16 protein-coding genes are annotated in these 26678 nt (G+C 46.5%); 4 read left to right on the top strand and 12 right to left on the bottom strand.

The window, feature by feature from the left end; translation table 11 throughout:
• Positions 1-23 precede the first annotated feature (23 nt).
• The 7 genes from M3636_RS18480 to uvrB all read right to left on the bottom strand — a co-directional run bounded on the left by M3636_RS18480 (position 24) and on the right by uvrB (position 16025).
• Positions 24-3491 (bottom strand): DEAD/DEAH box helicase, encoded by a 3468-nt coding sequence (locus M3636_RS18480; protein ID WP_251383516.1) that lies wholly within the window; start codon positions 3489-3491, stop codon positions 24-26.
• 120 nt (positions 3492-3611) lie between these two features.
• Positions 3612-6125, bottom strand: a complete 2514-nt coding sequence (locus M3636_RS18475) for a U32 family peptidase (RefSeq protein WP_251383515.1) — start codon at positions 6123-6125, stop codon at positions 3612-3614.
• Positions 6126-6626: 501 nt separating this feature from the next.
• Entirely contained in the window at positions 6627-8528 is a 1902-nt protein-coding gene (locus tag M3636_RS18470) for a stalk domain-containing protein (protein ID WP_251383514.1), read from the bottom strand.
• A 41-nt stretch (positions 8529-8569) separates the two neighbouring features.
• A complete protein-coding gene (locus tag M3636_RS18465; RefSeq protein ID WP_251383513.1) occupies positions 8570-9757 on the bottom strand; it encodes a S1C family serine protease in 1188 nt (395 codons plus the stop codon).
• A 258-nt stretch (positions 9758-10015) separates the two neighbouring features.
• Positions 10016-10225 carry a hypothetical protein gene (locus M3636_RS18460; protein WP_056693600.1) on the bottom strand — a complete coding sequence of 70 codons (210 nt, stop codon included), beginning with the start codon at positions 10223-10225 and terminating at the stop codon, positions 10016-10018.
• 439 nt (positions 10226-10664) lie between these two features.
• Entirely contained in the window at positions 10665-13523 is a 2859-nt protein-coding gene (gene uvrA, locus M3636_RS18455; protein WP_251383512.1) for an excinuclease ABC subunit UvrA, read from the bottom strand.
• Positions 13524-14033: 510 nt separating this feature from the next.
• A complete protein-coding gene (gene uvrB, locus M3636_RS18450; protein WP_145406914.1) occupies positions 14034-16025 on the bottom strand; it encodes an excinuclease ABC subunit UvrB in 1992 nt (663 codons plus the stop codon).
• A gap of 170 nt (positions 16026-16195) precedes the next feature.
• On the opposite strand from uvrB, the gene M3636_RS18445 reads away from it, so the two are divergent.
• Positions 16196-16993 (top strand): flagellar motor protein, encoded by a 798-nt coding sequence (locus tag M3636_RS18445; RefSeq protein WP_128103708.1) that lies wholly within the window; start codon positions 16196-16198, stop codon positions 16991-16993.
• Positions 16977-17795, top strand: a complete 819-nt coding sequence (locus M3636_RS18440; protein WP_251383511.1) for a flagellar motor protein MotB — start codon at positions 16977-16979, stop codon at positions 17793-17795. Before M3636_RS18445 ends, M3636_RS18440 begins: the two co-directional genes overlap by 17 nt.
• A 234-nt stretch (positions 17796-18029) precedes the next feature.
• Here the strand turns inward: M3636_RS18440 and M3636_RS18435 are convergent, their stop codons facing one another.
• From M3636_RS18435 to M3636_RS18425, 3 genes are read right to left on the bottom strand one after another with little or no spacing between them, the layout of a single operon-like run.
• Complete coding sequence (locus M3636_RS18435) at positions 18030-19208, bottom strand: ABC transporter permease (protein ID WP_251383510.1); 1179 nt, start codon at positions 19206-19208, stop codon at positions 18030-18032.
• A complete protein-coding gene (locus tag M3636_RS18430; protein WP_251383509.1) occupies positions 19201-20391 on the bottom strand; it encodes an ABC transporter permease in 1191 nt (396 codons plus the stop codon). Before M3636_RS18430 ends, M3636_RS18435 begins: the two co-directional genes overlap by 8 nt.
• 12 nt (positions 20392-20403) lie before the next feature.
• Positions 20404-21339, bottom strand: a complete 936-nt coding sequence (locus M3636_RS18425; RefSeq protein ID WP_285859045.1) for an ABC transporter ATP-binding protein — start codon at positions 21337-21339, stop codon at positions 20404-20406.
• A gap of 248 nt (positions 21340-21587) precedes the next feature.
• On the opposite strand from M3636_RS18425, the gene M3636_RS18420 reads away from it, so the two are divergent.
• Together M3636_RS18420 and M3636_RS18415 are read left to right on the top strand one after the other, a co-directional pair.
• Positions 21588-22901, top strand: coding sequence for a sensor histidine kinase (locus tag M3636_RS18420; protein WP_251383508.1), 1314 nt, complete (start codon positions 21588-21590; stop codon positions 22899-22901).
• Positions 22902-22920: 19 nt separating this feature from the next.
• A complete protein-coding gene (locus tag M3636_RS18415; protein ID WP_251383507.1) occupies positions 22921-23616 on the top strand; it encodes a response regulator in 696 nt (231 codons plus the stop codon).
• 142 nt (positions 23617-23758) lie between these two features.
• Here the strand turns inward: M3636_RS18415 and M3636_RS18410 are convergent, their stop codons facing one another.
• Positions 23759-25084, bottom strand: a complete 1326-nt coding sequence (locus M3636_RS18410; RefSeq protein ID WP_251383506.1) for a PDZ domain-containing protein — start codon at positions 25082-25084, stop codon at positions 23759-23761.
• Positions 25085-25148: 64 nt separating this feature from the next.
• Positions 25149-26621: a S41 family peptidase gene (locus M3636_RS18405; protein WP_251383505.1), complete on the bottom strand. Its 1473-nt coding sequence runs from the start codon at positions 26619-26621 to the stop codon at positions 25149-25151.
• Positions 26622-26678 lie beyond the last annotated feature (57 nt).

Raw genomic sequence — 26678 nt, 5'->3', positions numbered from 1 at the left:
ATCATCTACGTAATTGGAATCCATTATACCATCAAAAGTTCCCGAATATCCTGTTCCGATAATGTGGTCGATCCACCATCTCCCGGCTCGATCACTTCTGCAATAAGGTCTTTCTTACGCTGCTGTAACTCTAAAATCTTCTCCTCGATGGTGCCCTCTGTAATCAGACGAATAACTTGTACCACTTGCTTCTGTCCCATCCGGTGAGCACGACCGATCGCCTGCTCTTCCACTGCGGGGTTCCACCACAGATCATATAAAATAACAGTATCTGCTCCGGTTAAATTCAGCCCCGTGCCACCTGCTTTTAAGGAAATAAGGAACAGTTCACCTTCTCCTTCATTGAATCTCCGACACATCTCTACACGACTGACAGCAGGCGTCTGTCCATCGAGATAGAACAAATCCCGTCCCTGCGCCGACAATGTCTGCCGAATCAGGTTCAGCATACTCGCAAACTGAGAGAAAATGAGGATGCGTTTGCCCGCAGCAAGGCAGTCTTCCACGGTCTGCAGCAACTGCTCCATTTTGCCCGAGTCTCCTACATAACCTTCTACAAAGAGCGCCGGATGGCAGCATAACTGTCGTAATCGAGTAATACCCGCCAATATTTTGATACGGTTCTTATTGAAACCGCCATCCTCCATATCTTTTGACGTTTCATCCTGGAGCTGAGCAAGATAAGCCGCATAGAGTTTCTTCTGTTCAGCCGTTAGCTCAGAGCGCTGTACCGTCTCAATTCTGTCGGGCAGCTCTTCAAGCACATCTTTCTTCAAGCGACGGAGAATGAACGGACGCACCATCCGCGCAATCCGCTCTGGGGGTAGATCACGGAATCTCCGATAGTTCGGAAACAAACCGGGGAATATTGCTTCAAAGATCGACCACAGCTCATCCAGTGAATTTTCCACCGGCGTGCCTGTAAGCGCAAAGCGTCGCGGAGCTTGAATTTGCTTGACTGCTTGAGCTGTTTGAGACGAAGAATTCTTAATCGCCTGGGCTTCATCCAGAATAAGCGTATGGAAACTTCTGCCCAAGTACATGTCCAGATCGCGCCGTAGTAGCGGGTAGGACGTCACAATAACGTCTGCCTGATTCATATCTGCAAGCATCGTCGCTCGCTCTTCTCGGTGTCCTGCTGCAATTAACACACGCAACTGAGGAGCAAATCGTGCAAATTCATTCGCCCAGTTATAGGTTAATGAAGCTGGGGCGACAACCAGCACTGGGGGATGCGTAGCCCTCGTTCGGATGGTTAATCCATCTTGCTGTGTGGTAGACCATTCACCATCCGTAGTGGTTCCCATATCATCTATAGGGAGACTCGTTATCCGGTCACCGCTGTACTCAGGCTTCTCCTGAAGTGATGCCGTGATGTAGGCAATGCTTTGTAGCGTTTTGCCAAGTCCCATATCATCTGCCAAAATACCCCCGAACCGATAAAATGCGAGCGTGCGAAGCCATTGGTACCCGCTAACCTGATAATCACGCAGCACAGGCGCTAGCGTGGTAGGCAACTCAAAATCCATGCCATCCGGGTCACGAAGATGATCCAGGAAACGTCGTAATGAGCCGCCCCATTTTACATGGTTGGAAACCTCATCACGCCCTGGCAGTTGAAGTGCCCGAACTGCAGGTAACGATAGCTGGCTATTCGTCATGTCAGAAGCCTCTAGACCGAGCGAGTCCGCAAGGCGCGCGAAGCTCTCTGCCCCTTCATTTTCAAGTGAGACAAACACGCCGCTGCGTAAACGGAAATAAGGTTTCTTTTCCACAATACTACGCATAATCTCTCGCAGCTCCAGCTCATCGATGCCTTCCATTTCAAACGAAATTTCTAGCCAATCCAATCCTTTGCCTAGATCTGCTCTAACTTTGGGAGGTGTAGGATAGGATTGCATCATCGCTTTCACAGCATGTGGCATATAAATATCTACTAAACCTTCGAGTTCGGGGAGCAAATGATACATGACATCATAGATCGCATCTTCCCGTTCACTCGTCCACACACTTCCATCCCTCTCTAGAAAAGAGTGATCCAAGCGATCAATCAGATTCCGTTCCGCATGGCGATCACGCACGAGAATGACCTTCTTCTCATCCTCGTCGATCAGATATTCAGCAAGTGGATTAATGACCATGACACTATAATCAAATTCCAGACGTGCTGTAATCCGCTCTCGGTAGAAGTCGATATATAGCTTCGGTGCAAGTTCCGGCTCCGCAATCTGCTCACGCACCTGTGAATCAATAGATAGATGTCCAAGAAGGCGAAGCTCCGGCACAACATGCTGTACGAACTCATCCACCTGCTGAGCTGAAATGTCGATGCTTTCTTTAATGCCATACGAGGTGAGCGCCTTGCTTAGATCCTCTAAGCTTCGCATCTGCATTGCATCTAACATATGCAACTGCCCTTCGACGACAGCAGCATCATACGCAGGAAGTAGAATCAGTTCACGCAGTCCAGAAACTTCAAGCTGATACCCTTCATTTGAGCCCTGTGCGATACGATAATACAAAGGCAAAACACCCTCACCTAAGGTCAGTGGCCCATTAATAAAACCCGTACCTTCCATTCGGCTATCCGCCTGAAGCAATAAATCGAGTAGCGGTTTCCAAACTAATGGGGCAATGAGAATATCCCTTCCATCGGAAGCACCCAGGTACCCAGATATCGATTGTCGATAAGCTTCCTCACTCTGTCTCATTCGAATCAACATTGATAGAATCGCCTGATCCTGAGCATTAAAATAGTGCATGGAAGGATCATAGAGGAATAACTTCGTAAACGAGATCGGTTCGCCTTTCTCAATACAGTTGAGGAACTGCTTTACCTTCTGAACAACGTACAGTCGTTTGCCTCCAACTTTCAGTTCAAGAGCCAGTTTGGCTCCCCCTTGATGAACCTGTACGAGTTTGCATATAAACTGCACATGTAACTCTTCCCGCAGCGAAGACCGTGTGACAGGTGCTGTGTGATGCCTTCTATGCTCATCTACGTAATGGCGTTCCTTAGCAAACATAGACAAAATCTGATCTGCTGTCCGATAGGAGGGTTTATCTGCTGACCTGCCCCATCCTGGAGCTGAGCTTGGACGGCTTGCCTGAGCAAAATGAACGGGAGCAGGACGTTCCCACTCACGTTCTTCTACTAATGTACCCACTTTGGAAGGGAGATTGCTCCTGGATTCACGCTCCTGTTGCTCCCCCCATTGGTGAATCGACAGCAATACAGCCGCGACATGTTTACATTGGTCATAATAGCTCGTGTCGTTGGGACAGTTGCAGTCGGCTACAATTTCCCCAATCTCGTCGAGCTCAACGGTGACTTTATAACGCTGCGTGCCGCGAACCAACGCTTCATAATGCTTTTGATCCTCGCTGGCAGTGAGGCCCGTGACCCTTCCTGATTCATTGTAGGCTTCGCCTTGCTTGAATGCCGTGACTCCGCACAGCAACTTAATATCCATGATTGTGAATGGCGCCACGGATCTTTCGCCTCCTTATTCATGCTGAATAATGGACATCAACTACCCCGTCACGATTATTCCGATTTTATAGAAAAAAACCCCAAGAGCTCCGTAAGGCAGAGATTGGGGTTTGTGAGCTTATTTCACCAATTGACCACGCGTTACGCCGAGTTGGTTTGTTGCTTTTAGGGTTTTCCAAACTTGCGTACCGCTGATCTCGCCGCGCAGTGCACGGTTGTACAGATCAATAACTTCACGTACTTGTTCAGGTGTTTCCTCTAGGAATTCTACACGGTAACGGGATACGCCCAGATCCATGAAGTTGGCTAGATATTCAGCACCAGATTGCTCGACTGCGTTATAAACGGTATTACGGCAACCTTCATCCACACGTACGGGGTGAGACATACCGATCCGATCCTGCAGAGATGCGCGGGAATCTTCACATGGACGTCCACAGTTCGTATAGTCCGTACCTTCACTCATAAACGTACAATACACGCAGTGTTCTGTATGGAACATCGGCAGATGCTGGTGGATAACCACTTCCATCTTGTCTGTCCGTGAGCGACCCAGCAGGTCAACCATTTGCTGAATGTTCAGGTCATATGAAGGAGTAACCGCGTCACAACCTGCTTCCAGGAACAATTCAACAGCCTTGTGATTCGCAATGTTCAATGAGAAATCACCGATCAATTCTGGGTGCTTCGCATCCGGGTTCTCCATCCGATGACGGAGATAGAAATATAGTGCACCCGTGTTACGTACCAGTACCGCATCTGGCTGGAGACGTAGGATGTTGTTGTGGTATCCATTCTCGCCAGGCATATGAATACGCGGAGTTACCAGTGCAATTTTGCGTCCAGCCGTCCGAACAGCCTCTACAGCTGCAGGGAACTGTTTGATGAACTCGAAGTCAGCGTAGATCATCTCAATGCCCGCTTCCAGTGCTGCCTCTACTTGCGGCAGACTACGGCAGAGCGCAGTCAGTTCTGCTTGACCGCGAGCAACTGGCGATGCTGGTTTAACCGTATCGCCGTATACGTCCACGGAACGTTTCACGTAGACAGGCGGTTTAGGACGCTCACCCGCGAGCTGTTCTACCGCCTGACGGCGAATATTGTTCAGCTCGCGCATTGGGATAATGATGTCACCATGCAGGTTGACATCCAACTGCTCCAGTTGGAACACCGTGCCACCCAAACGTCCAAACTGCTCTTCGAGCAACTCGTATGTCATTGGACGTTTCTGAGCGATGTCCAGTTCCATCTCGGAGTCTACACGGACTGTTGTGCCCTTCTGCACATCCGTCCACCACGTACTAAGCGGCTGCCCTGGGCTACCGATTACTTTGACGTTTACCGGGAACACACGGTATGGCTTATCTGTCTCAAATGACTGACGCAGACGTTTATCCAGCGCAGGGTCATTCGTTTTCCATACTTTGTCGCCAACCTTCACACGGCGCAGATCCACATCACTACGGCCTGGCACGATGTCCACAATCCAGCCCTCTCCAGCTTCGCCTTCGAGTTTTACGCCTTTACGACGCACATCATATACACGTCCGCCTTCTTCCTTCTGCGTTGGATCTCCAGCATCAAATACGATTCCGTCTCCACGCTTCACAGGTGCATCAAGCTTCAGAACAACGCCATCGCGCAACACTTGGTCAACACGTCCAAGATAGACACCACGGCTTTTCGGGAATGTACCATCTACGAGTTGCTTGTTATTCGTACCATCGAGGAAGCCATGCGTGAAGCCACGAGAGAAACTCTGTTGCAGTTCACGAACTTCTTCCTTACTAGGCGGTGTGTTATCTCCGTCAAAATACCGGTCAATCGCTTTGCGATATTTACTAACTACGTTCGCTACATATTCTGGCGTTTTGAGACGCCCTTCAATTTTGAAAGAAGTTACACCTGCTTCGATCAGTTCAGGCATCAAGTCAATCGCAGCCAGATCCTTAGGAGACAGCAGATAGGCCACATCACCCATCGGTTTATGCTCACCATCGACCATCAGATCGTACGGCAAACGGCAGGCCTGTGCACATTCTCCGCGGTTCGCAGAACGTCCACCCCACATTTCAGAAGTAAGACATTGACCCGAGTAGGATACACAGAGTGCACCATGGACAAATACTTCCATCGGCAATTTTGCCTGCTCTCCGATCTTCTGAATCTGCTTCAAGTTGTTCTCACGTCCAAGCACGACACGTTCCATGTCAAACGGCTTCGTAAATTCCACCGCTTCCGGGGATGTGATCGTCATTTGCGTTGAACCGTGAATCGGGAAGTCCGGCGAGATTTCGCGGATCAATTTGACCAAACCAAGATCCTGTACAATTACCGCATCTACGCCAGCATCCACACAAGCATCGATGAGTTCTTTGGCATCCGCCAACTCATTTTCAAAAATCAATATATTAAAGGTCAAAAAACCTTTTACGCCATAACTGTGCAAAAACGCCATAATCTCTGGCAGCTCGTCCATGCGGAAATTGTTTGCGCGTGCGCGTGCATTAAATTTTTCGACTCCGAAGAAAATAGCATCTGCGCCGTTGGCTACCGCCGAACGCATACAGTCCCAGTCACCTGCGGGTGCCAGAAGCTCGACATCTTCTCTTCGTATTGTTGCTGTTTTCATGTATATCCTCCCCATAACCGGCTATGTGCCGGATTTCATGCCTGAACGTCCAACCTATCAATTAACAATCTTTCAATCATTCTATCTATACATGCTATCTATACATACGTGTTCAAAAAGGGCGGTTTTCAGTACCCAGAAGATGGGATGAAGCTAGAAATGGAGTAGCGGAGCGTAGGAAAACTACGTGAGCAACGGACATTTCGGCTGAATCCCATCTTCGACGCTGAGATGCCGTAAGGCATCCTTCGTAATCAAAAGCGGACTTTTTGAACAACTTCTATACATATGTCTGTATTCCCTGATATCCCGGCCTACAGTCATTCTTCCATATCAGATCAGCAGTCATAACTCCTGAACTAGTATAGTGTACCACTTCTGCACCGACTCTTCTACGCTTTCCTGAAAAAACCGTTTACCATTTTCATACGGAAAATAAAAAACCGAAAGGTCTTCTGACCTTCCGGCATGCATGTTATATATTATTGTTTCATAGCAGATTTATTTTATAAATGTGAATGAGTTCAATACTTTTTCCAACACAGCTACCTGAACTTCCGTTCGATTCGCATCATTCAGCCCGCTCGTGATCGTATACGTGATTCCATTCTTCTCGAATGCAATCTGACGTCCGGTATATGGTACACCCTTCTCCACGTCCTGATAGGTAAAGGAATAGGCAGGTACACCTGCAAACGTGATCTTCTCACTATTCATCAGCTTGAAGTTTTTGCGCGTTTGACTTGCCTTCGTATACGCTTCTCTCAGCTGGCTGGCCGTCATCTCAAGCGTTTTCTCTTCGTCTGCAGCAATAGAGAACTCTCCACCCGTAAAAGTATATACCACTGGAGATTGTTCGAACTGATCATTATACGACGTCCAGTAGCGTGGAATATCTACACTGTACTGATAGCGTTTGGATGTCCGTGTACGTTGCTTCGTTTTGTCTATCAAATAGTAATCCTCTTCCAGTTGACCAAAGTTATCCGCAACGATATCAAAATCAATATAGATACTCTCAACAATGCGTTCAAACCATGCTTGATCCTGCTTCTGATCTTCCGGGAACGAATATTCAACATAATAGCGATAATCGCCCTTCTGCAACAGCACATTGTACTCTGTCTGCCATCCATCGCCAAAGTTATAACGGAACTCCTGAACCTTTGCTGTCTCACCAGACATATCCATCGTATAGGATCGGATAGGCTCATAGTTATCTAGCGTGAACGCCTCACGCATCCACTTGTCCAGTTGTTCGCTCCATTGTTGAACGGTAGCTCCCTTAGGCGTAGATGAAACCGTCATTTCCAAGTAAGCTCCATCCTTCGCTTGGTAGGACAGATCGTCATTATCCATCGACCACCCTGCCGGCACATTCAGCTCAATGCCGTAATCACCATTGTGAACGTAACGCATCCCTTCTACAACTGTAGATACATCTTTAATGGAATCGTCTGATTGATCATAGGTAGGCTGGAATGAGTCCAGTAATGCTGCATGTTGATCGAGATCCTTATAATAGACCGCATCATAATCTGCAAAATAAATACTATAGAGACGATCATTCTGGATGTATTGACGCATCTCCCAGAACATCCCGTCCTCATCATTCACAACAATTCGTGCATATGGCATGTTCGTTTGGTTGACCGCTTGGCGATCCAGCACGACGTCTCCCGCTTGTTTGGCTTCTTGTAGAAGCTGTTGTAACAAATCATCGGCATCAAGTGCAGCATTCTGATCGCTGACATACACCTGAAGATAATAACTTTCGTCTGCAGGGCCAAATGACATCATGCGCTCCTGCTCTTCCGATTGCAAAGTAATCATATCTTCTGGGTAGTCGATCGACCAGCCATAATAACTATTGCCGATTCTCGTTTTACCTGCATCCACATCGATGTCGTCCTCGTCCACATCCGTCGGCAATTCCGTTTGCGCTAAGCGAATGACGATTTCTCCTGAAGACGTTGGAGCAAGTGTTGCGCCGATTCCTGCTGCCACCACGCGAAGCGGAACCATAAGTACACCATTCACCATTTTAGGGGATGTACCCATGTCTTTTTTGACGCCATCCACCCAGGCAATCGGACTACCAATCGTGATCGTTACCGTATGTGCACCTTCCTTGATTTTGACAACATCATTGCTCTCCAAACGGATTTCACTGCCAAAAGCCTTCTTGAAAACGCCGACAGGTACCATGGTCACGCCATTGCTCTTGTAAGGCTTCGCAATAGTTTGTTTGCTTCCATTGATGTAAGCGTAAGTGCTTCCTGCTTGAATTCGCATTTCGTTAGTGATGCTATCCTCGGATGCCCATGCTGGCATGGCTAAGGCAAAAGTCAGTACCCCAGCCAACATGCCGGTGCTCAGCACACGTAAAAATGACTTCTTCATTCCGTTCATTCGTCCTCTCTAAGTACGGGCTACTCCCGTCGTTATTGTTCTTCATCCCCTGTAAGAAACGCTTCGATCTCAGCCTCGAAATCTGCTCGATCTCCAAGTACCAACGTGCGGATAACGATGTCACCATCCGATTGCATCATCAGTTTCACTTTTTGGCCTGGCAAATACGCTTTGAGCAGCTCATTGATATCGGCCGCCGAAGATACACGTGTGCCTGCGATACTATATAATAGGTCACCCTCTTGGATTTTGGCTTTCTTCGCTGCATTGGACAACACGCCATTTACCGTTAAAGGATCATCCGTAGGCATTCCTACGACAGTAGACCAACTTTCTTCCAGCAGTATTCCAAGACTTGCGCGTTTCACCTTACCGTATTTGAAATACTGATCGATAACATATTGCACCGTATCCACCGGAATCGAAAATCCCGTGTTATCTATGCCGATTTCCGTATATTTCATAGAGTTAATACCGATAACTTCGCCCTTCAAATTGAACAATGGACCACCGCTGTTCCCTGGGTTAATGGCTGCATCGGTCTGAATTAAACGATAGTTCGCTTCTTCCACTTCGCGGTTAAGTCCACTAATCACACCAACCGTTGCTGTATTCCGCAAGGCAAATGTAACTGGTGTCCCAATCGCAATCACCGTCTCTCCGACAGAGGTCTTTGACCCTTTGGCGAATGTCGCCGGTTTGAGCGATTTGGCATTAATTTTAATGAGTGCAATATCACTGATTGGATCACTGTATGTTTTGGTAATGTTGTATGTATTGCCATCTGACGTCACAACGAGTGGATTATCTAAACCATCAACGACATGTGCATTCGTTACAATCCATCCATTCGACCGGATAATTACGCCTGTCCCATGCGCCAGATCATATTCATCGGAGGATGCGTCGCCATGTTCGTCACTTGCTTTACCAATAATGCTCACAACGGATGGAGACACCCTTTCAATGATTTTGGGGATCATCTCATTTCCTTCATAAAGGTAGGTGCCTGTCTTGGCATCATATTGTCCGCTACCACCCAGTGCCTTAACCAAGTCCGCGGAACTGACATATACTTGTCCATCAACCACTTTGGCTTTCATGCCAGCACCTGCCGGCGACTCCGCTGCTCCTGCTGCTGTTGCCACACTAATGGAAAGCACCATCGCCATCATCATCGCTATACTTTTTCTCCCAAACCCGTTCATGCTCTCGCTCATCCCTTTCGATCTATCCTCTATTATCGGTTATGTAGCCTACTCTTCTAATCTCTTCTCTCTACCTTCTTCTGTCAGTATCCTCCAATCTATCACACAAATTATGGTTATACAATTGTTTCTATATTCTATTATCAATGAAAGTTCATTCCACCACGCTGACCCCGATCCAACAAAAAAACACCTTCCACCATTAGCTCTGGAAAGTGCTTCGTCTGTGTTCTTATTGCTATACACCAACTACGTTAATCCGTAATCTAACTAATTGAACCATCCGGTAATCATAGCATAGTCCGTCATCAAGAAAACAAGCAAACTAACCACTGCAAATCCGATCGCAAACAAGTTCTTCTTAGGTGCCCGAATCAATCGCACAACGCCTATAAAGATAATAATCGTAAACAACAGGACAAAGATATCAAATGCATTAAAATTCGATGTACTCGCTGTGGCAGCTTCTGCAAGCAACATGGATAGACAGACCTCCTCACCATAATTAAACGCACATTTTGGCAACGTCCCAATTCCGTATCTGAAACGCTCCAATTCACTCGTGAATCCATACAAAAAAGCTAAATTCTGCCCAAATATCTAACTCTATGTTAGCCGTAGCCTGCTTGTAATGCAAGCCCTATCATCCATAAAAATGAAAAAAATCCAATTCATCCGGGTAAGTCTACAATGCTTGTCATATCATATATGTAAACACTTTCATTTGGTAAAAGTCGAAATTATAACTCTCTTCTATATTCTCGTGCAGATATTAAGGGAATGTCTCATAAATCCACTCAATTCACATAAAAAAACCTCCCCATTGAACCCGTGAAGCATCGCTGTATATGCAATGCCTCACCGCCGTTCACTGAAAAGGTTCTAACCCAATGATTCTATTGTACTTTGTTATATCTCGTTATTCCGTTAACTGAAGCATCTTGCTGCGCTCTGTATCCCGCACCAAGACTGGTTTCAGATACTTACCGGTGTAAGATGCCTCTACTTGTATAATATCCTCTGGTGTTCCCGTTGCTACGATTGTTCCACCGCCACTACCGCCTTCTGGGCCCAGATCAACAATGTAGTCGGCTGTTTTGATTACATCCAAGTTGTGCTCGATAACAAGCACGGTTTCACCGGAATCAACCAAACGGTGTAAAACGTTTAGCAATCGATCGATATCATCGACATGCAGTCCTGTCGTTGGCTCGTCCAGAATATAAATGGTCTTCCCTGTACTGCGACGGTACAGCTCGGAGGCAAGCTTCACACGCTGAGCTTCACCACCAGACAAGGTTGTTGCCGGTTGTCCTAAATTGATGTAACCCAAACCTACATCAAGCAATGTCTGCATTTTGCGATGGATTTTTGGAATGTTCTCGAAGAATTGTGTTGCATCCTCAACCGTCATTTCGAGTACATCAGCGATGTTTTTGGATTTGTACTTCACTTCAAGCGTCTCACGGTTATAACGTTTTCCTTTGCAGACTTCACAAGGAACGTATACATCCGGTAAGAAGTGCATCTCGATTTTGATAATTCCATCACCACGACAAGCTTCACAACGCCCACCTTTGATGTTAAAACTGAAGCGACCTTTTTTGTAACCACGCATTTTGGCTTCGTTCGTCTGTGCAAACAAATCCCGAATGTCATCAAACACTCCAGTATACGTAGCGGCATTGGAGCGCGGTGTACGACCGATTGGCGACTGATCAATATCGATGACTTTATCGATATGTTCCAGACCACGGATTTCTTTATGTTGTCCAGGACGTACACGAGCACGATTCAGGTCACGCGCCAATGTTTTGTACAAAATTTCATTAATCAGTGTCGATTTACCTGATCCAGATACGCCAGTTACAGCAGTGAACACACCAACTGGAATTTTTACATTCAGGTTCTTCAGGTTATTCTCTTTGGCGCCGCGCACTTCTAACCAACGATCACCTACACTGCGGCGTTCCGCACGTATCGGAATGAACTTCCGTCCACTGAGGTATTGACCCGTTAACGAGTTCTCGTCATTCATGATCTCTTCTGGTGTACCCTGCGACATTACGGTACCTCCGTGGATACCCGCACCAGGACCAATATCAATAATATAGTCGGCTGCCATCATCGTATCTTCATCATGCTCAACTACGATTAACGTATTTCCGATATCTCTCATATGAGCCAGCGTACTAATCAAACGATCATTATCCCGTTGATGCAGACCGATACTTGGCTCATCTAGAATGTAGAGCACACCCATCAGGCTAGAACCAATCTGTGTCGCCAGTCTGATCCGCTGCGCTTCACCACCAGATAATGTTCCGGCAGCACGACTCAGAGTGAGGTAATCCAGACCGACATTGACCAGGAAGCCCAGACGGCTGTTAATTTCTTTGAGAATCAGGTTCGCAATAGCGCGTTCCTTCTCACTCAGATCCAACGTTTCAAAGAATTTACCCGCTTCTCCTATAGAGAGGCTCGTTACATATGCCATGTTATGGTCATTAATTGTGACTGCAAGACTTTCACGTTTCAAACGATGTCCTTTACATGTACCACAAGGCTTGGCGCTCATATACCCTTCAATGAATTCACGGATGCCCTCAGATGCCGTTTCACGATAACGCCGCTCCAAATTATTTACGATGCCTTCAAAGGTCACCAGTGCTTCTTTGCGTTGTCCAAAGTCGTTCTCATAACGGAAACGAATTTTCTCTGTACCTGTACCTAGCAGCAACTTGTTCATCTGATCGGCTGGAAGGTCTTCGACAGGTACATCCTGCGGAATGTTGAAGTGTTCACATACTGACTTCAAGAACTGAGGATAGTAAGTTGATGTTCCTCCTGTCCATGCATCAAATGCGCCATCTTCAATCGTTTTACTCCGGTCAGGTACTAGCAGATCCGGGTCAACGATCATTTTCACACCAAGTCCATCACATTCAGGACAAGCTCCAAACGGGCTGTTGAAGGAGAACATTCGTGGCGCGAGCTCTTCAATGCTGAATCCACACACCGGACATGCAAAGTTAGAGCTGAAACGGAGTTCTTCCTCTCCGATGATATCAACGAGCAATTGTCCACCTGACAGATTAAGTGCTGTCTCTATTGAATCTGCAAGACGTGACTGAACATCTTCTTTGATGACAACCCGGTCCACGACAACTTCAATCGTGTGTTTCTTATTTTTCTCCAATTGGATATCTTCAGACAGTTCACGCATCTCGCCATTTACCCGTACACGGACAAATCCTTGTTTGGATATATCGGCAAATACACTCTTATGCTCGCCTTTACGTCCAGAGATAATCGGTGCCAAAATCTGCAATCGAGTTCTTTCCGGATACTGCATGACACGATCGACCATCTGCTCTACCGTCTGCGATGTAATTTCTACACCGTGATCCGGGCAATGAGGATGTCCAACACGTGCAAATAATAGACGTAAATAGTCATAAATCTCGGTTACCGTTCCCACGGTTGAACGTGGATTACGACTAGTCGTTTTCTGGTCAATCGAGATCGCTGGGGAAAGTCCTTCAATAGAATCCACATCCGGTTTCTCCATTTGTCCTAGAAACTGCCGTGCATAAGCAGATAATGACTCTACATATCGCCGCTGACCTTCTGCATAGATCGTATCAAAAGCCAGCGAGGACTTGCCTGAGCCGCTCAGACCTGTCAATACAACAAAACGGTCACGCGGAATGGTAATATCAATGTTCTTTAGGTTGTGTGCTCGTGCACCTTTGATGACAATATTCTCGCTAGCCAATGTGTATCCACCCTTTCAAAAATCAATATCGTGTTGCGAACCCTCCCAAACCCTCCCTTCCTTCCTAGGGAGGACCCCATAGGGCTCAGCCCTATGGACACCCGAAACAAGCGGTGCATTGGCGGTGGGTCGGGTCTTGCTATGTGAAGGTATATCGTGCGCCCGCAATTCTGCACTAGATTCCAACCTATTGCCGGAATCTAGTGCAGTCGCTCTACTGCGAGGGGACGCTCGCGGCTTTGCCTTGTTCACGGTAGGTCGCCATTGCCTTCGGCTCGGCTCCCCCTCTACAATCGGGACGCATGATTTCCATATGCTTTCCTATAAACCTTTTAACCAAATTCAACTTTTCTACTAGTATAGCCGTGAAGAGAACATTCCAACATGTCTATTTATCGGCAATCTATACTATTTTCCTTACTGAACAAGAGAACGGCCCATAGGCCGTTCTCTTGTTGCAAATCCTTCTTTACGAATATGTCTGTAATTGTTGCGTTATTGTTCAATTGCCTACTCTGCGCGTAGTTCCAACAGTGCGTCACGAAGCTCAGCAGCACGCTCAAACTGCAAGTTTTTCGCTGCATCTTTCATCTCTACTTCTAGGCGCTGTATAAGCGACTGACGTTCCTTCTTGGACATTTTCTCTGCAGCGCCAGTAAGGAATTCGTTCTTCGATTCGGCAACCTTCGTTGCCTCAATCACATCACGTACCTTTTTGCGAATTGTCTGTGGTGTAATGCCGTGTTTCTCATTGTAGGCCATCTGGATTTCACGACGGCGCTCCGTCTCTTTGATTGCCTTATCCATAGAATCCGTCACTTTGTCACCATAAAGAATAACTCGACCATCACTATTCCGCGCCGCACGTCCAATGGTCTGAATCAGAGAACGCTCGGAACGAAGGAATCCTTCCTTATCCGCATCTAGGATCGCAACCAAGGATACCTCAGGTAGATCCAAACCTTCCCGCAGCAAGTTGATCCCGATTAAGACATGAAACGTACCAAGCCTTAGATCACGCAGAATCGCCATCCGCTCCAGTGTCTTGATCTCAGAGTGAAGATATCGAACTTTAATGCCGATCTCTTTCAGATAGTCAGTTAGATCCTCAGACATCTTCTTCGTCAACGTCGTGATTAACACACGTTCGTCTTTGGCAATGCGGTCATTGATCTCTGCAATCAGATCATCAATCTGTCCCTTCGTTGGGCGCAGCTCGATAATTGGATCAAGTAGACCGGTAGGACGAATAATCTGCTGTATCATCGTATCGGTATGCTCAATCTCATATGGACCTGGCGTAGCCGATACGTAGATAATCTGATTCATCTTCTCTTCAAACTCATCGAATTTGAGTGGACGATTATCGAGCGCAGATGGAAGCCGGAATCCATGTTCAACCAGAACCGTTTTCCTCGCTTGGTCACCGTTATACATTGCGCGAATCTGTGGCAACGTTACGTGAGACTCATCCACCACGATCAACATGTCATCTGGAAAATAATCCATCAGTGTATACGGCGTATCTCCACGTTCACGGAAGGTCAGTGGTCCGGAATAGTTCTCGATTCCTGAACAGAAGCCTACTTCCTTCATCATTTCAATATCATAACGTGTACGTTGTTCCAGTCGCTGAGCTTCCAACAACTTCCCTTGTTCGCGAAGCACTTCAAGGCGTTCTTCAAGTTCACGTTCAATGTTGACCAATGCAACCCGCATCGTCTCTTCTTGGGTTACGAAGTGAGATGCTGGGAAGATCGCAATATGTTCACGTTCTCCTACTAGTTCTCCGGTCAATACATCAATCTCGGTAATCTTCTCAATCTCATCACCAAATAACTCGACCCGAATCGCATGTTCACCTTTAGAAGCTGGGAAAATCTCAATGACATCACCGCGTACACGGAACGTACCCCTTACAAAGTTAATATCGTTCCGCTGATACTGTATTTCTACCAAACGGGACAAAATCTGATTACGCGGTTTCTCCATACCTACCCGCAATGACAATAACATGCTGGAGTAAGCAGACGGCGAACCCAAACCATAAATGCAGGACACGCTGGCTACAATGATAACATCCCTACGTTCAAATAATGAACTCGTTGCTGCGTGACGCAGTTTGTCGATCTCTTCATTGATGCTGGAATCCTTCTCGATATACGTATCCGAGGACGGAATATACGCCTCCGGCTGGAAGTAGTCATAATAGCTGACGAAGTACTCAACCATATTATTAGGAAAGAAATCTTTGAATTCACTCGCAAGCTGAGCTGCCAACGTTTTATTATGGGCAATAATCAGCGTTGGACGTTGAAGCTTCGCAATGGTCTGTGCAATGGTAAATGTCTTACCTGTACCGGTTGCACCCAGTAGTGTCTGATACCTCTTTCCTTCCCGAACACCCTGAACCAATTGTTCAATGGCTACAGGCTGGTCACCTTGGGGAGAAAACTCAGACTCGATTTCGAACGTTTTGTCACTCATTACAATATCGCTCATTGCCGTATCTCACCCTATCGTCTAAAATAATAGTCACTTATATATTGTCGAAGTTCCCCGAAATTTTATATGGGAAAACTTATAGGCATAGGAATATTTGTTCCCGTTAGATTATACCTCGTTCGTTCAAGTGATGCAAACGTGAAGTGAAGACAGGAGTGGGTTAATTTATGGATATTGCGACACTTATCGGCATCATTGCCGGGATTGCCGCAGTCATCGGCGGTTTTTTGTGGGAAGGCGGCCAAGTTTCTGGGTTGTTACAAAAAACAGCTGCATTAATTGTATTTGGTGGAACAATCGCTGCCGTCGTTGCTAGCTTCCCGGCTAACCGGTTACGTACAATTCCGGCTGCACTGCGCATGGCCTTTGGACGGAAAGACAACGAATCAAGCCAGTGGGTCGACGAACTGGTGGACATGTCAACCATCGCCCGCCGCTCAGGCGTGCTCGCCTTAGAACGTAAAGTAACCGATCACCCACATCCATTTTTAAGAGACGGCATTCAAATGGTTGTTGACGGTACCGATCAAGATGTCATTCGGCAGATCATGGAGATGGAGATTGATTCTGTTGAACAGAAACATGATGGGTATGCCAAAATTTTTGAAGCTGCTGGTGGTTATGCACCGACCATGGGGATTATCGGTACCGTAATGGGTCTAATCCAAGTACTAGGAAGTCTAACTGATCCGACAGGGCTTGGCCCTGCCATCGCTGTTGCCTTCACAGCCACTTTATATGGTGTAGCGAGTGCCAATCTAATCTTTTTACCCATCGCTTCCAAGATTAAATCCCGTGGTGCGGAAGACATACAGCTTATGGAAATGATACTTGAAGGTGTACTTGCTATCCAAAATGGGGAGAATCCTCAACTTGTCCGCAAACGCCTAGAATCATTCACATTAACACATCGTGAGATCACTCAACCTGTACTAAAGGAGGGATTCGATGAGTCGGCGCAGTAATCGGCGCGCAAAACGTGAGCCTGGTGAACATCGGGATCGTTGGATGATTACTTATGCTGATCTCATCACCCTTCTGCTGATATTCTTTGTCATTATGTACGCGATGAGTAATCCGGATTCCGGTAAATATAATGTTGTGACACAATCGCTGCAAAATACGTTTAACCAATCGAATTCCATACTTGAAGGTGGTAGTGGCATTGTAGGCGAAACGGTTACGAAACCTACTCCACCCGACAATGAAGAACAGAATCCTACGGATACAGATCCGGAGCCGGATACTACCGATAGTGATAACCAGCCTCTCACAGAGCGGGAGAAGCAATTCAGGTCACAGGAAGAAGAGCTGCAAAATCTATTCAATACGATTACACAGTATATCGAGGATAACAGTCTCAATGATCAGATTTTTGTGGCGGACAAACCGCAAGGCATCTCTATTACGCTAAGCGATCGATTTCTGTTTGATCAAGGACAGGCCGCACTGAAAGATAATGCTGCACCTATACTTAGCAAACTTGCAAGTCTATTCCGTAACCTGAACACTGTGGTTAGCATCGAAGGTCATACCGATAACGTGCCGATTGGAGCCAGTTCATCCTATAAAGATAATTGGCAGCTGTCTGGTGAACGTGCCTTATCCATCCTTCGATTTTTCCTAGACCAAGAAAAGCTGGATCCCGACGGCTTCCAATATGCTGGATATGCAGACACACGCCCTACTGGAGATAACTCCACCGAGGCTGGCCGTCAGAAGAATCGCCGCGTAGAGATTACGGTGCTACGACAATTACAACCTTAACCTTCTTCATTGCATCATTTATTTCTTAAATACGACGATTATTCTTACACAAAGCATTATAAAAAGGCACGTTCAAGTTGAAATCATTCAAACTGAACGTGCCTTCTTCGTATGGATTAAGATGTAATCTATCTTATAATGGCTATCTCATTTAACTTAGTTATCACTCTCGAACACGTTCGATTTCATCCGAATGCTCTCTTCCGCATCCGGTTTCTACGACACTTAACGTTATTATGCATCCATCCCTCGTTCGCTGGGGCGTAAGATGACTGAACCTACGGCAAGTAGAATAGCCGCCATACCAAACAAAATCAGTAGAGGGAGCTGGATATCAGACAACGAGCCACCAGCGGAGATCGTCTCCACAGCTTGAATCGTCCATTTTTGTGGAACAAAGTTGGCGATCTTCTGCATATATTCAGGCATGACTGAGATTGGCCAGAAGCACCCTCCGATCATACACGTTGGTGTGATGATAAGGGAATTTAACATGTTTGCATTTTTGGACTCACGGATCAATCCAGCAACGGTACTCGCAATTCCCATAGAGACTAACATAAATGCAGCAAGAATGAGGAAGTGTACACCAAATGAAAGACCAGCGTCATAATGCAGCACCCATCGACTAATGCCTAATACTAGAACAATTTGAATGATACCGATGATAAAACTCCCCAGGAAATTGCCGACTGCAATTTCATAAGATCGTACTGGAGCTGTATATACGCGCGCCATCGTTAACTGTCTGCGATCTTCCAGAATAACGGATACAGCGCTTGTCAATAGACCCATCATAAACATAATCGTAAATCCAGTCACATTATTCAGACCAGGCTTCGGATAGATTTGTAGATCAACAGCTCTACCTGTAATAGCGGATTTATCTGTTTCCTGTAGTAGTTGTTCCAATTTCACTTGCTTCGTCTGTTGATCTGAAGCCATATCCGAAACTTCACCTGTTCCGGCGTGTACGGCTGATGCCAACTGATTCAACCCTACAGTCATCCCGTCCACAGCAGCTCTAAACGTGTAGGATTCTTCACTCACACGCATTTCGATCAGTTCCAATGGAACTTGCTTCCCTTGCACCAGATCCTCTGTATACTGCGGCGGAATAACAAGACCTGTGCTTCCCTCTTGCCGAGCAATAGCTTCCTTCACCTCTGCTTCTGTGCCCATCGGCTTGAGTAAGTACTCCTCTTTATGACCCAGCTCGCCTATAATCCATGCACCAGCTACACCTTGATCCTCATTGACATATGGGATGATGGCTCGGTTCGCCTGCTCATTGCCAAATAAAAATACCGTACCCGTCACAACCAAACAAGGTAGGAGTAGAAACGTAATGACCCCTCGTTTACGTCCCAGCGTTCGTCTAATCATAAGCCAGGCGATATGTAGACTATTCATAGCGGTACCCTACCTTTCTGTAGATTACACCTGCGGCTAGAAGCAGAACGGCGCAAACGACGCCAAGCATGATGATATTATGCATAATCTCGCTCACAGAAGAATCCAGCATCATACGCAAGAAGCTCTGTAGCGCCCAGTGGTTGACTGTAAATTCACTTATGCGATGTACCCAATCCACGGCGATGGGTGTGAAACCTCCGCTGATGAACGTCATTGCAATAATGATGGCTTGCATCATACCACTTGCTGACGTTGCATTTTTGTTAACAAGTGCAACGATAATACCGATCGTCATCGAAGCAATTGTAATCAATACACAGATCAGGATAATCAACCAAGGATGACTCCCCCAATTCACGCCGTACAACCAATAGGTCATCACGATAATAATGATGGCTTGCATGAAGGCAAGTAGACTGTTTCCAGCAATTTTCCCGGCAAAGATGATGCCATTTCCTATTGGAGCTGCCTGAAGCCGGGTCAACGTTCTTTTGTCCTTTTCCGAAAACAAACTATTAATCGTTGTCATGCCAGAGTAGAGCATAAACATAGCCAGCATGGAAGCCGCGTAATATTGTGATGCACTGTAAGAATTGCCTGCCTTACCCGGACTGCTTGTGGTGATATAGGTACGCTCTGTCAGATCCGTATCTGGCACAGATGCCATAGCTGCGATCACTTCTGGACCAAGCACTTTGGCAATGGCCACTTGTCTGTTCAGTTCATCTGTGAACCGTGTAAATACAGTCTGCCCTACAACATTAAGCGTGTTGTCTTTGCCCAATATCCACTGCAATTCTACGTCTTTACCCGCCACAAGCTGATCCTGTAGACCACTAGGGAGGATTACCGCAAAATCCAATTCACCCTGTCTGAGAGCACTTATGGCATCTTCCTCTGAAGTCAGATCGCTTACCTTCAACATGTCTGATACCGCTGGTGAGGTCACGAAGGTCTGCAGAGCTTGATCTAGCACTGAAGCTTCCGTTGCTTCTGTAGATTGAATAATGCCCACTCGAACTGGTTTAATGACAGCATCTTCAGCCGATCCAATCGTTCCTGAAAGGGCTGTACCTAATATAAAGATCAGGAGTAATGGGAGTATAAATAGATTCAATAACACGGTTCGTATTTTCAGAATACGCCTAAGTTCAAAAGCACATATATGCCACATGTTCATCTGAAACCCTCCTTAGTCTCGAAGCGTACGTCCAGTCAGATTAAGGAACAATGTTTCCAGATCAGGCTCTTCGACTTGAAGGGACTGAATAGCTAACTCATGTTTGTTACAGATAAAAAGCATATCCTGCATATCCTGCTGTGCCGAAGGCACTGTAATGGTGATCGTATCCTCAACAACCTCCACATTCTTCACGCGAGGATGAAGTTTCATCTCTTCAATGGCTCCAGGATTAATGGCAGAGGTAGTGAGTACAATTTTTTCCGTTGATGCTACGCGCTCCCTCAATTCCTTCTCGGTACCACAAGCGATGATATGTCCTTGATCCATAATGGCCACCCGGTGACTGATCGCAGCCACTTCTTCCATGTAATGACTTGTATAGATAATGGTTGACCCCATATTGTTAAGTGTTCGCACTGACTCCAAAATATGATTACGTGATTGCGGATCTATGCCGACCGTTGGTTCATCCATAATAATGAGATCCGGCCGATGCATAATGGCACATGCAATGTTCAATCTCCGTTTCATCCCACCTGAGAAAGTGGAGGGTACTTCTTTGGCTTTGTCCTGCAAACCTACAAATTCAAGCGACTCCTGTACCCTCTCCTTCAGTAACTTGCCGCGTAATCCATACAATCTAGCAAAAAAGGTAACATTATCCGCCGCGGTCATCGTTTCGTACAATGCCAGATCCTGTGGTACCAAACCGATCTTGCGCTTCACATCAAGTGGGCGTTCCTTAACCGAGATGCCATCCAGGCGAATTTCGCCCTGATCCATTTTTAGTAGCCCAGCAATCATACTGATGGTTGTGCTTTTCCCTGCACCATTTGGACCTAATAATCCAAAAATTTCACCTTTATTCACGCTCAGATTCAGATGATCCACCGACAGCTTGTTGCCGTAACGTTTGACGACCTGATCCACTTCAAGCATTACCATATCCCCCACACTCCCTCTCCCGTGCTAGCTTCCTTAATCCAGAGTTATAACTGTATTGTATCGAATTGTTGCCTGATGCGAAGGTACGAAAAGTCATACATCGAAGGTGACTTAAGTCATCTCCTGATCTAGAAGGTGCGTATGATATAATTAGGGACGGATTACCAGATAGTTACTGATCAAAAAAACACGTAAAAGTTTTCTCTCTATTGCAACTCTTATCTGAAAATTAAAGGATGTCACTCCATATGCCGATACGAGCACTTCAATACGGTCTTATTCTAGTTCCAGCGCTCTTGTACATCCTCGCACTACCGCAAGAACAAGATGGAATCTATACGTTTCACATTCTTATTGCTATTGGGATCGCTGTGGGGAAAGACTTCACTCGTGCGGATCTACCGAGGCTATTGCTCCTGATCATTGAAGTCCTATGGAACTGCTGGCTCATTACTCAATACGGTCCATTTATGCTGTTCCTTTCCATATCCATGCTCTATGTATATATTTATCGACTGGATGGGGTACGGCGGTGGTTAATACTTGGGGCACAGCTCATCGCCAGCAATATCGCATTACATAATTACTACACAACGTCTATAAGCTCGTCCCCTCTTCTGTTCTCATTTCAAACGAATGCGGACTCCCCACTCTCTCCAGAAACTACAGGATGGGTTATCGGCAATCTGCTGTTGGTTACCGTTGCAGTGATCTCCTGGCAAGGCTCAAGGACTGCAAGTAGCCGTGGACAGCTAGAACAAGTCTATGACGAGCTTCGCAATAAACATTATGAGCTTCAGGATGCGCGTGCACAGATGGTACACTTCACGAAGCAACTGGAGGATGCCGCTCAAGCCGAAGAACGCACGCGTATTTCACGACAGCTCCACGATGATATCGGACACCGCTTAATTCGTACCAAGATGATGTCCGAAGCTGCGCTCCTGACCCTCCCGGTGGATTCAGAACAAGGTACCGAGATGGTTAAACAAATTCGGGATCAACTCGCAGCAAGTATGGATGATATGCGCACAACGCTTCATAAGCTGAAGCCTGAATCCTATCGAGCGGATACCTATGCGTTGGATCGTTTACTGGAAGAGGTCGGCCGTGAGACAGGCGTGAAGACAAATTACCGGGAACTCGGGAATGCACATGTCCTGTATCCCAGCATACAGATCGTTTTATATAAAAATGCCAAAGAGGCTGTAACCAACGCGCTGCGACATGGGAATGCCAAGAGTATTCGGGTCGAACTGCAATTTGGGGAAAATGAAATTCAATTGACTGTTAGCAACGACGGTCAGATCAATGCAGAACCTATTAACGGAGTATCCACGGCGTTTACAGATGAAGCCGACAAACACAATACCGGTCACAATACGAATCAATCAACACAAACACAGTCAACACAGGCAGCAACGACTGCTGGACTAGGGATGGGACATGAAAGTATGCGTCTGCGCACACAACTGGTTGGCGGCGAATTGCAGATTCAGTCCGCCTATCCTTACACCGTCATTACGCGCCTTCCTCTGCCGCGCCAAGCTGATATGATCTGAAAAGGAAGTGAATGTTCCCATGATTGAACCCAACGAAAATAATCCAGCATCTCATTCTGACCCAACACATTCTTCGTACATTCGGCTTATTCTGGTTGACGATGATCCCTTCATTCGCGAAAGCCTCAAGGTACTTATTGGACTCGATCCTTCGATCACAGTGACAGGAACAGCGGGAAACGGGCATGAGGCACTCGCTTTACTGGATTCAGGGGCAGATGCAGACGTTATCCTTATGGATATTCGCATGCCAGAATGTGACGGGGTGGAAGGTACGAAGGTTATTAAAACGCGTTACCCAGACATCCGTATTTTAATGCTGACAACGTTCGATGATGATGAATATATCATTCAAGCTCTGCAAAACGGGGCAAGTGGTTATTTGCTCAAAAATGTTCCGCCTGATCGGATTATTCAAGGAATTAAGACCGTTCATCGCGGGGACATGTTAATTCATCCCGATATTGCAAGCAAACTCGCCGGGCTGCTTCGCCCCACACCTACTCCTTCTGCACATGATCCATTGAAGTCCTCTGGACTAACACGAATGGAATTGTCTGTGGCGCAAGCCATCTCGGAGGGTCTGTCCAACAAAGAAATTGCAGCTAAGCTGTTTCTAAGCGAAGGAACCGTCAAAAACTATGTGACAGATATTCTTGGCAAGCTTAGTCTACGGGATCGGACTCAGATCGCTATCTACATATTGAAAAAATAAAAGAAGAGATAAGCGGAATCAAACGAAGTCCACTCAACAAGTATGGTTTTCAGTAACAGAGAAGATGGATTTATGGAACCAGAACAAAATCAAAAAGGGTATCTCCACATCAGACAGGTTGTGGAAATACCCTTTATTTGCATTATATCTCTACAGAACCGGAATCCCCTGTCGTAGGAGCAGGCAGAGCGAGTGGTGCCTCTTCGCTGCGCTGCCCTTTTCGACGAGCGAAAATCTTAAGGCTAACAATATGGAACAGCGAATGCGGACGGAGTTGAACTGCCCAGGCTCCATGGTTATCTGGAGCCATAATAATTCCAAGCTGATGATGCTCGCCTTCATAGATGGCACGTTGCATGAACTTGCTCTCTCCTTGATGATTGCGAACCTCAAGCTTACAGAAGGCTGAGTTCATACGCAAAGCACGATGCAACTCCTCAGGCGAATGAACCATTACGCCATTCACCTTGTAGAGTGTCTCCCCCGCTTCAATACCTAGTTCAGCCGCTGGACTCTCTGGAATAACACCTAGCACTTTCAGGCCATGTTCAGGATGTACGAACACTGGACTGCGACGCTGTTCTTCAAAACTGCTATACCATACCAACAATTCATGTCCAATAAATGCAGCCAAAGCAGCAACGACCATGAATGGTGACCACCATGCAGCTAGAAGACTTAATCCTAAGAGGCTTGTCCCGTAAATCAGTAGCCTTTTGGCAGAGATCTGCACTTTCTGTCCCGGCAACATGCTTTGGGTCACTTCACCGAATCCCAGCATGATCGGTAGTGCCGCTAGCATGTATCCATTTCCTGCGTTCATGAGCGGATTCCATGCAAGCTCTGCACCACTCCCCGTCACTGGTACAAGGATTAACAACGGAATAGGCCAGAAATGCAGTAACTGATAACCACCAACCAGTTTGCCTCGTTTCCCTTCGAAGAGTAGTGGTGATGCCATAGAAACGCCTTGCATCCGTAACAACATTGCTTCCCCGAGGTGTAGAATCGCGGCTAGCACAAGAAGTGCAGGCATATCTAAGGCTCTAATCGCCTCGGTAGAACTGCCCAGCCATCCTGTAGGTTGCCAGTCAGAAGCTAGGTTCAGTCCAAACTGTACGACACCGAGCAATCCAGCCGCGTATGCGAAGCATAAGTACCGAATCCGGAACAATGCCAAGAACACAGTAGCCACCCATATGCACACTACACTGCTTAGAGTAAGGTGCGCTCCAAGGAACAACGAAATGATTGAGACAATGATACCTAGTAGAATTCCTCCCAGCACAGTTCGAATCGTCTGGGTTATTGAACTTTGTAGGCGAACGTGGAACAATTTACGCTCCTGTAGCAATTGCCGATGATAGACGAGTGCAATCAGGATTACCGCAATATAATAAAACGGCTGAATAAACAACTGCAACAATGCTTCCCCTAATGTAGTTAACCATGGCCAAGCCCATTCCATTGTGGACGGTCACTCCTCTCCTTCAGCCGGTTCAGAAAAAAAGAAGGCTGAAAATCAGCCTTCTTTATGGCTTCGACACAGCAGCCGAAATATCCTTCGAGACATTTTCGATCGCGCGCTTCAGCTGTGCATCATATTGAGGATTGGCAATGCGTTCAATCAGAGCCGCTTCTAGAGATTCTGCGGTTTTCTCATCAATCTCGCCTGTTGCTTGAATGCCTTTTTGTTTCTGGAATGCTTTGACCGCTTCTTGTGTCTTCTGGTCATAGTATCCATCCACACGATCTGGCTTGAAATCAAGTCCTCTCAGCATCGTCTGCGCACTTTTCACATCCGTGCTATTGCTGTCATATTTGAGCGGTAACTTCTCTTTATTGATCGGTGCTACCGAGAAGTAATCCGGTTGATTCACCGCAATATCTGGCTTAATACCTTTCTCATGGATCCAATCTCCATTCGGCGTGAGCCATTTTGCAATGGTGATTTTCAGCAAGCTGCCGTCACCCATTTGCTTATCATAACTCGTCTGTACGGTACCTTTACCGAAGGAGTTCTCGCCGATCAAGGTTGCGCCTGCAGATTGTTGCAATGCTCCAGCCAAGATCTCTGACGCACTCGCACTACCTTTGTTCATCAGGACAGAGATTGGATAAGATTTACCGGAACCATTGGACTTACTTTGTTCCTTCTTACCGTTCTTGTCTTCAACCTGAACGATGACTTTACCTTTTGGAACAAACTGCTCGGCAATCTCAATCACGACTTGCAGCACACCGCCTGGATCATTACGCACATCAATGATCAGACCCTTCATGTTCTGCTTCTCAAGCTTAGCTAACTCTTCCTTGAAGCGTTCACCCGTATTTAATGAGAATTGAGTAATGGTAATAACCCCTACCCCATTATCCTCCATGTGGGCATAGACCGTCTCCAAATCAATATCGTCTCGAACAATAACAAATTCAATCAGCTCGGTAGATCCGGCACGTTTGACCTGTACCTTCGCTTCACTACCTTTTGGCCCTCTGATTTTGTTAACGGCCTTATTCAGCTCCAAACCTTGCAACGTTTCACCATTGACGGACATGATGATATCTTTTGCCCGTATCCCAGCTTTCTCTGCTGGTGATCCTTTGATCGGAGATACAACAACTACATTTCCGTCCTGAGACGAAACCTCTGCACCAATTCCAGTAAATGAACCCTCTATGGATTCCTCAAACTGAGCTGCTGTTTCCTGCCCCATATAATTGGAGTATGGATCTCCGAGCGATTCCATCATTCCGTTGATCGCACCATCGATCAGTTTGGTTCGATCCACGTCTTTATAATAGTTTTTGGAGATCAAATCCATCGCGGTTTCAATCTTCTTCAGCTCGTTCTTCTGCTGCGTATTACCTGTCACACTGGCTAACAGGCCTTCACCTGGTGTCGTTGGACTTGCCATGCCGGGAAAACTCATTAACACCAATGTAAGTAAGCTTCCTCCGAGAAGGGCTCCAATGACAAGCAGCAGCGCCGATCTTTTCTTCATCATCCGTTTGTCACCGCCTTTAGTTATGAACCATCCTAAGTCCATGGATCATCGAATCCA

It is taken from the genome of Paenibacillus sp. MER 99-2 (genome assembly GCF_023714095.1).
Classification (GTDB): domain Bacteria; phylum Bacillota; class Bacilli; order Paenibacillales; family Paenibacillaceae; genus Paenibacillus.
This window is presented reverse-complemented; position numbering and strand designations above follow the sequence as displayed.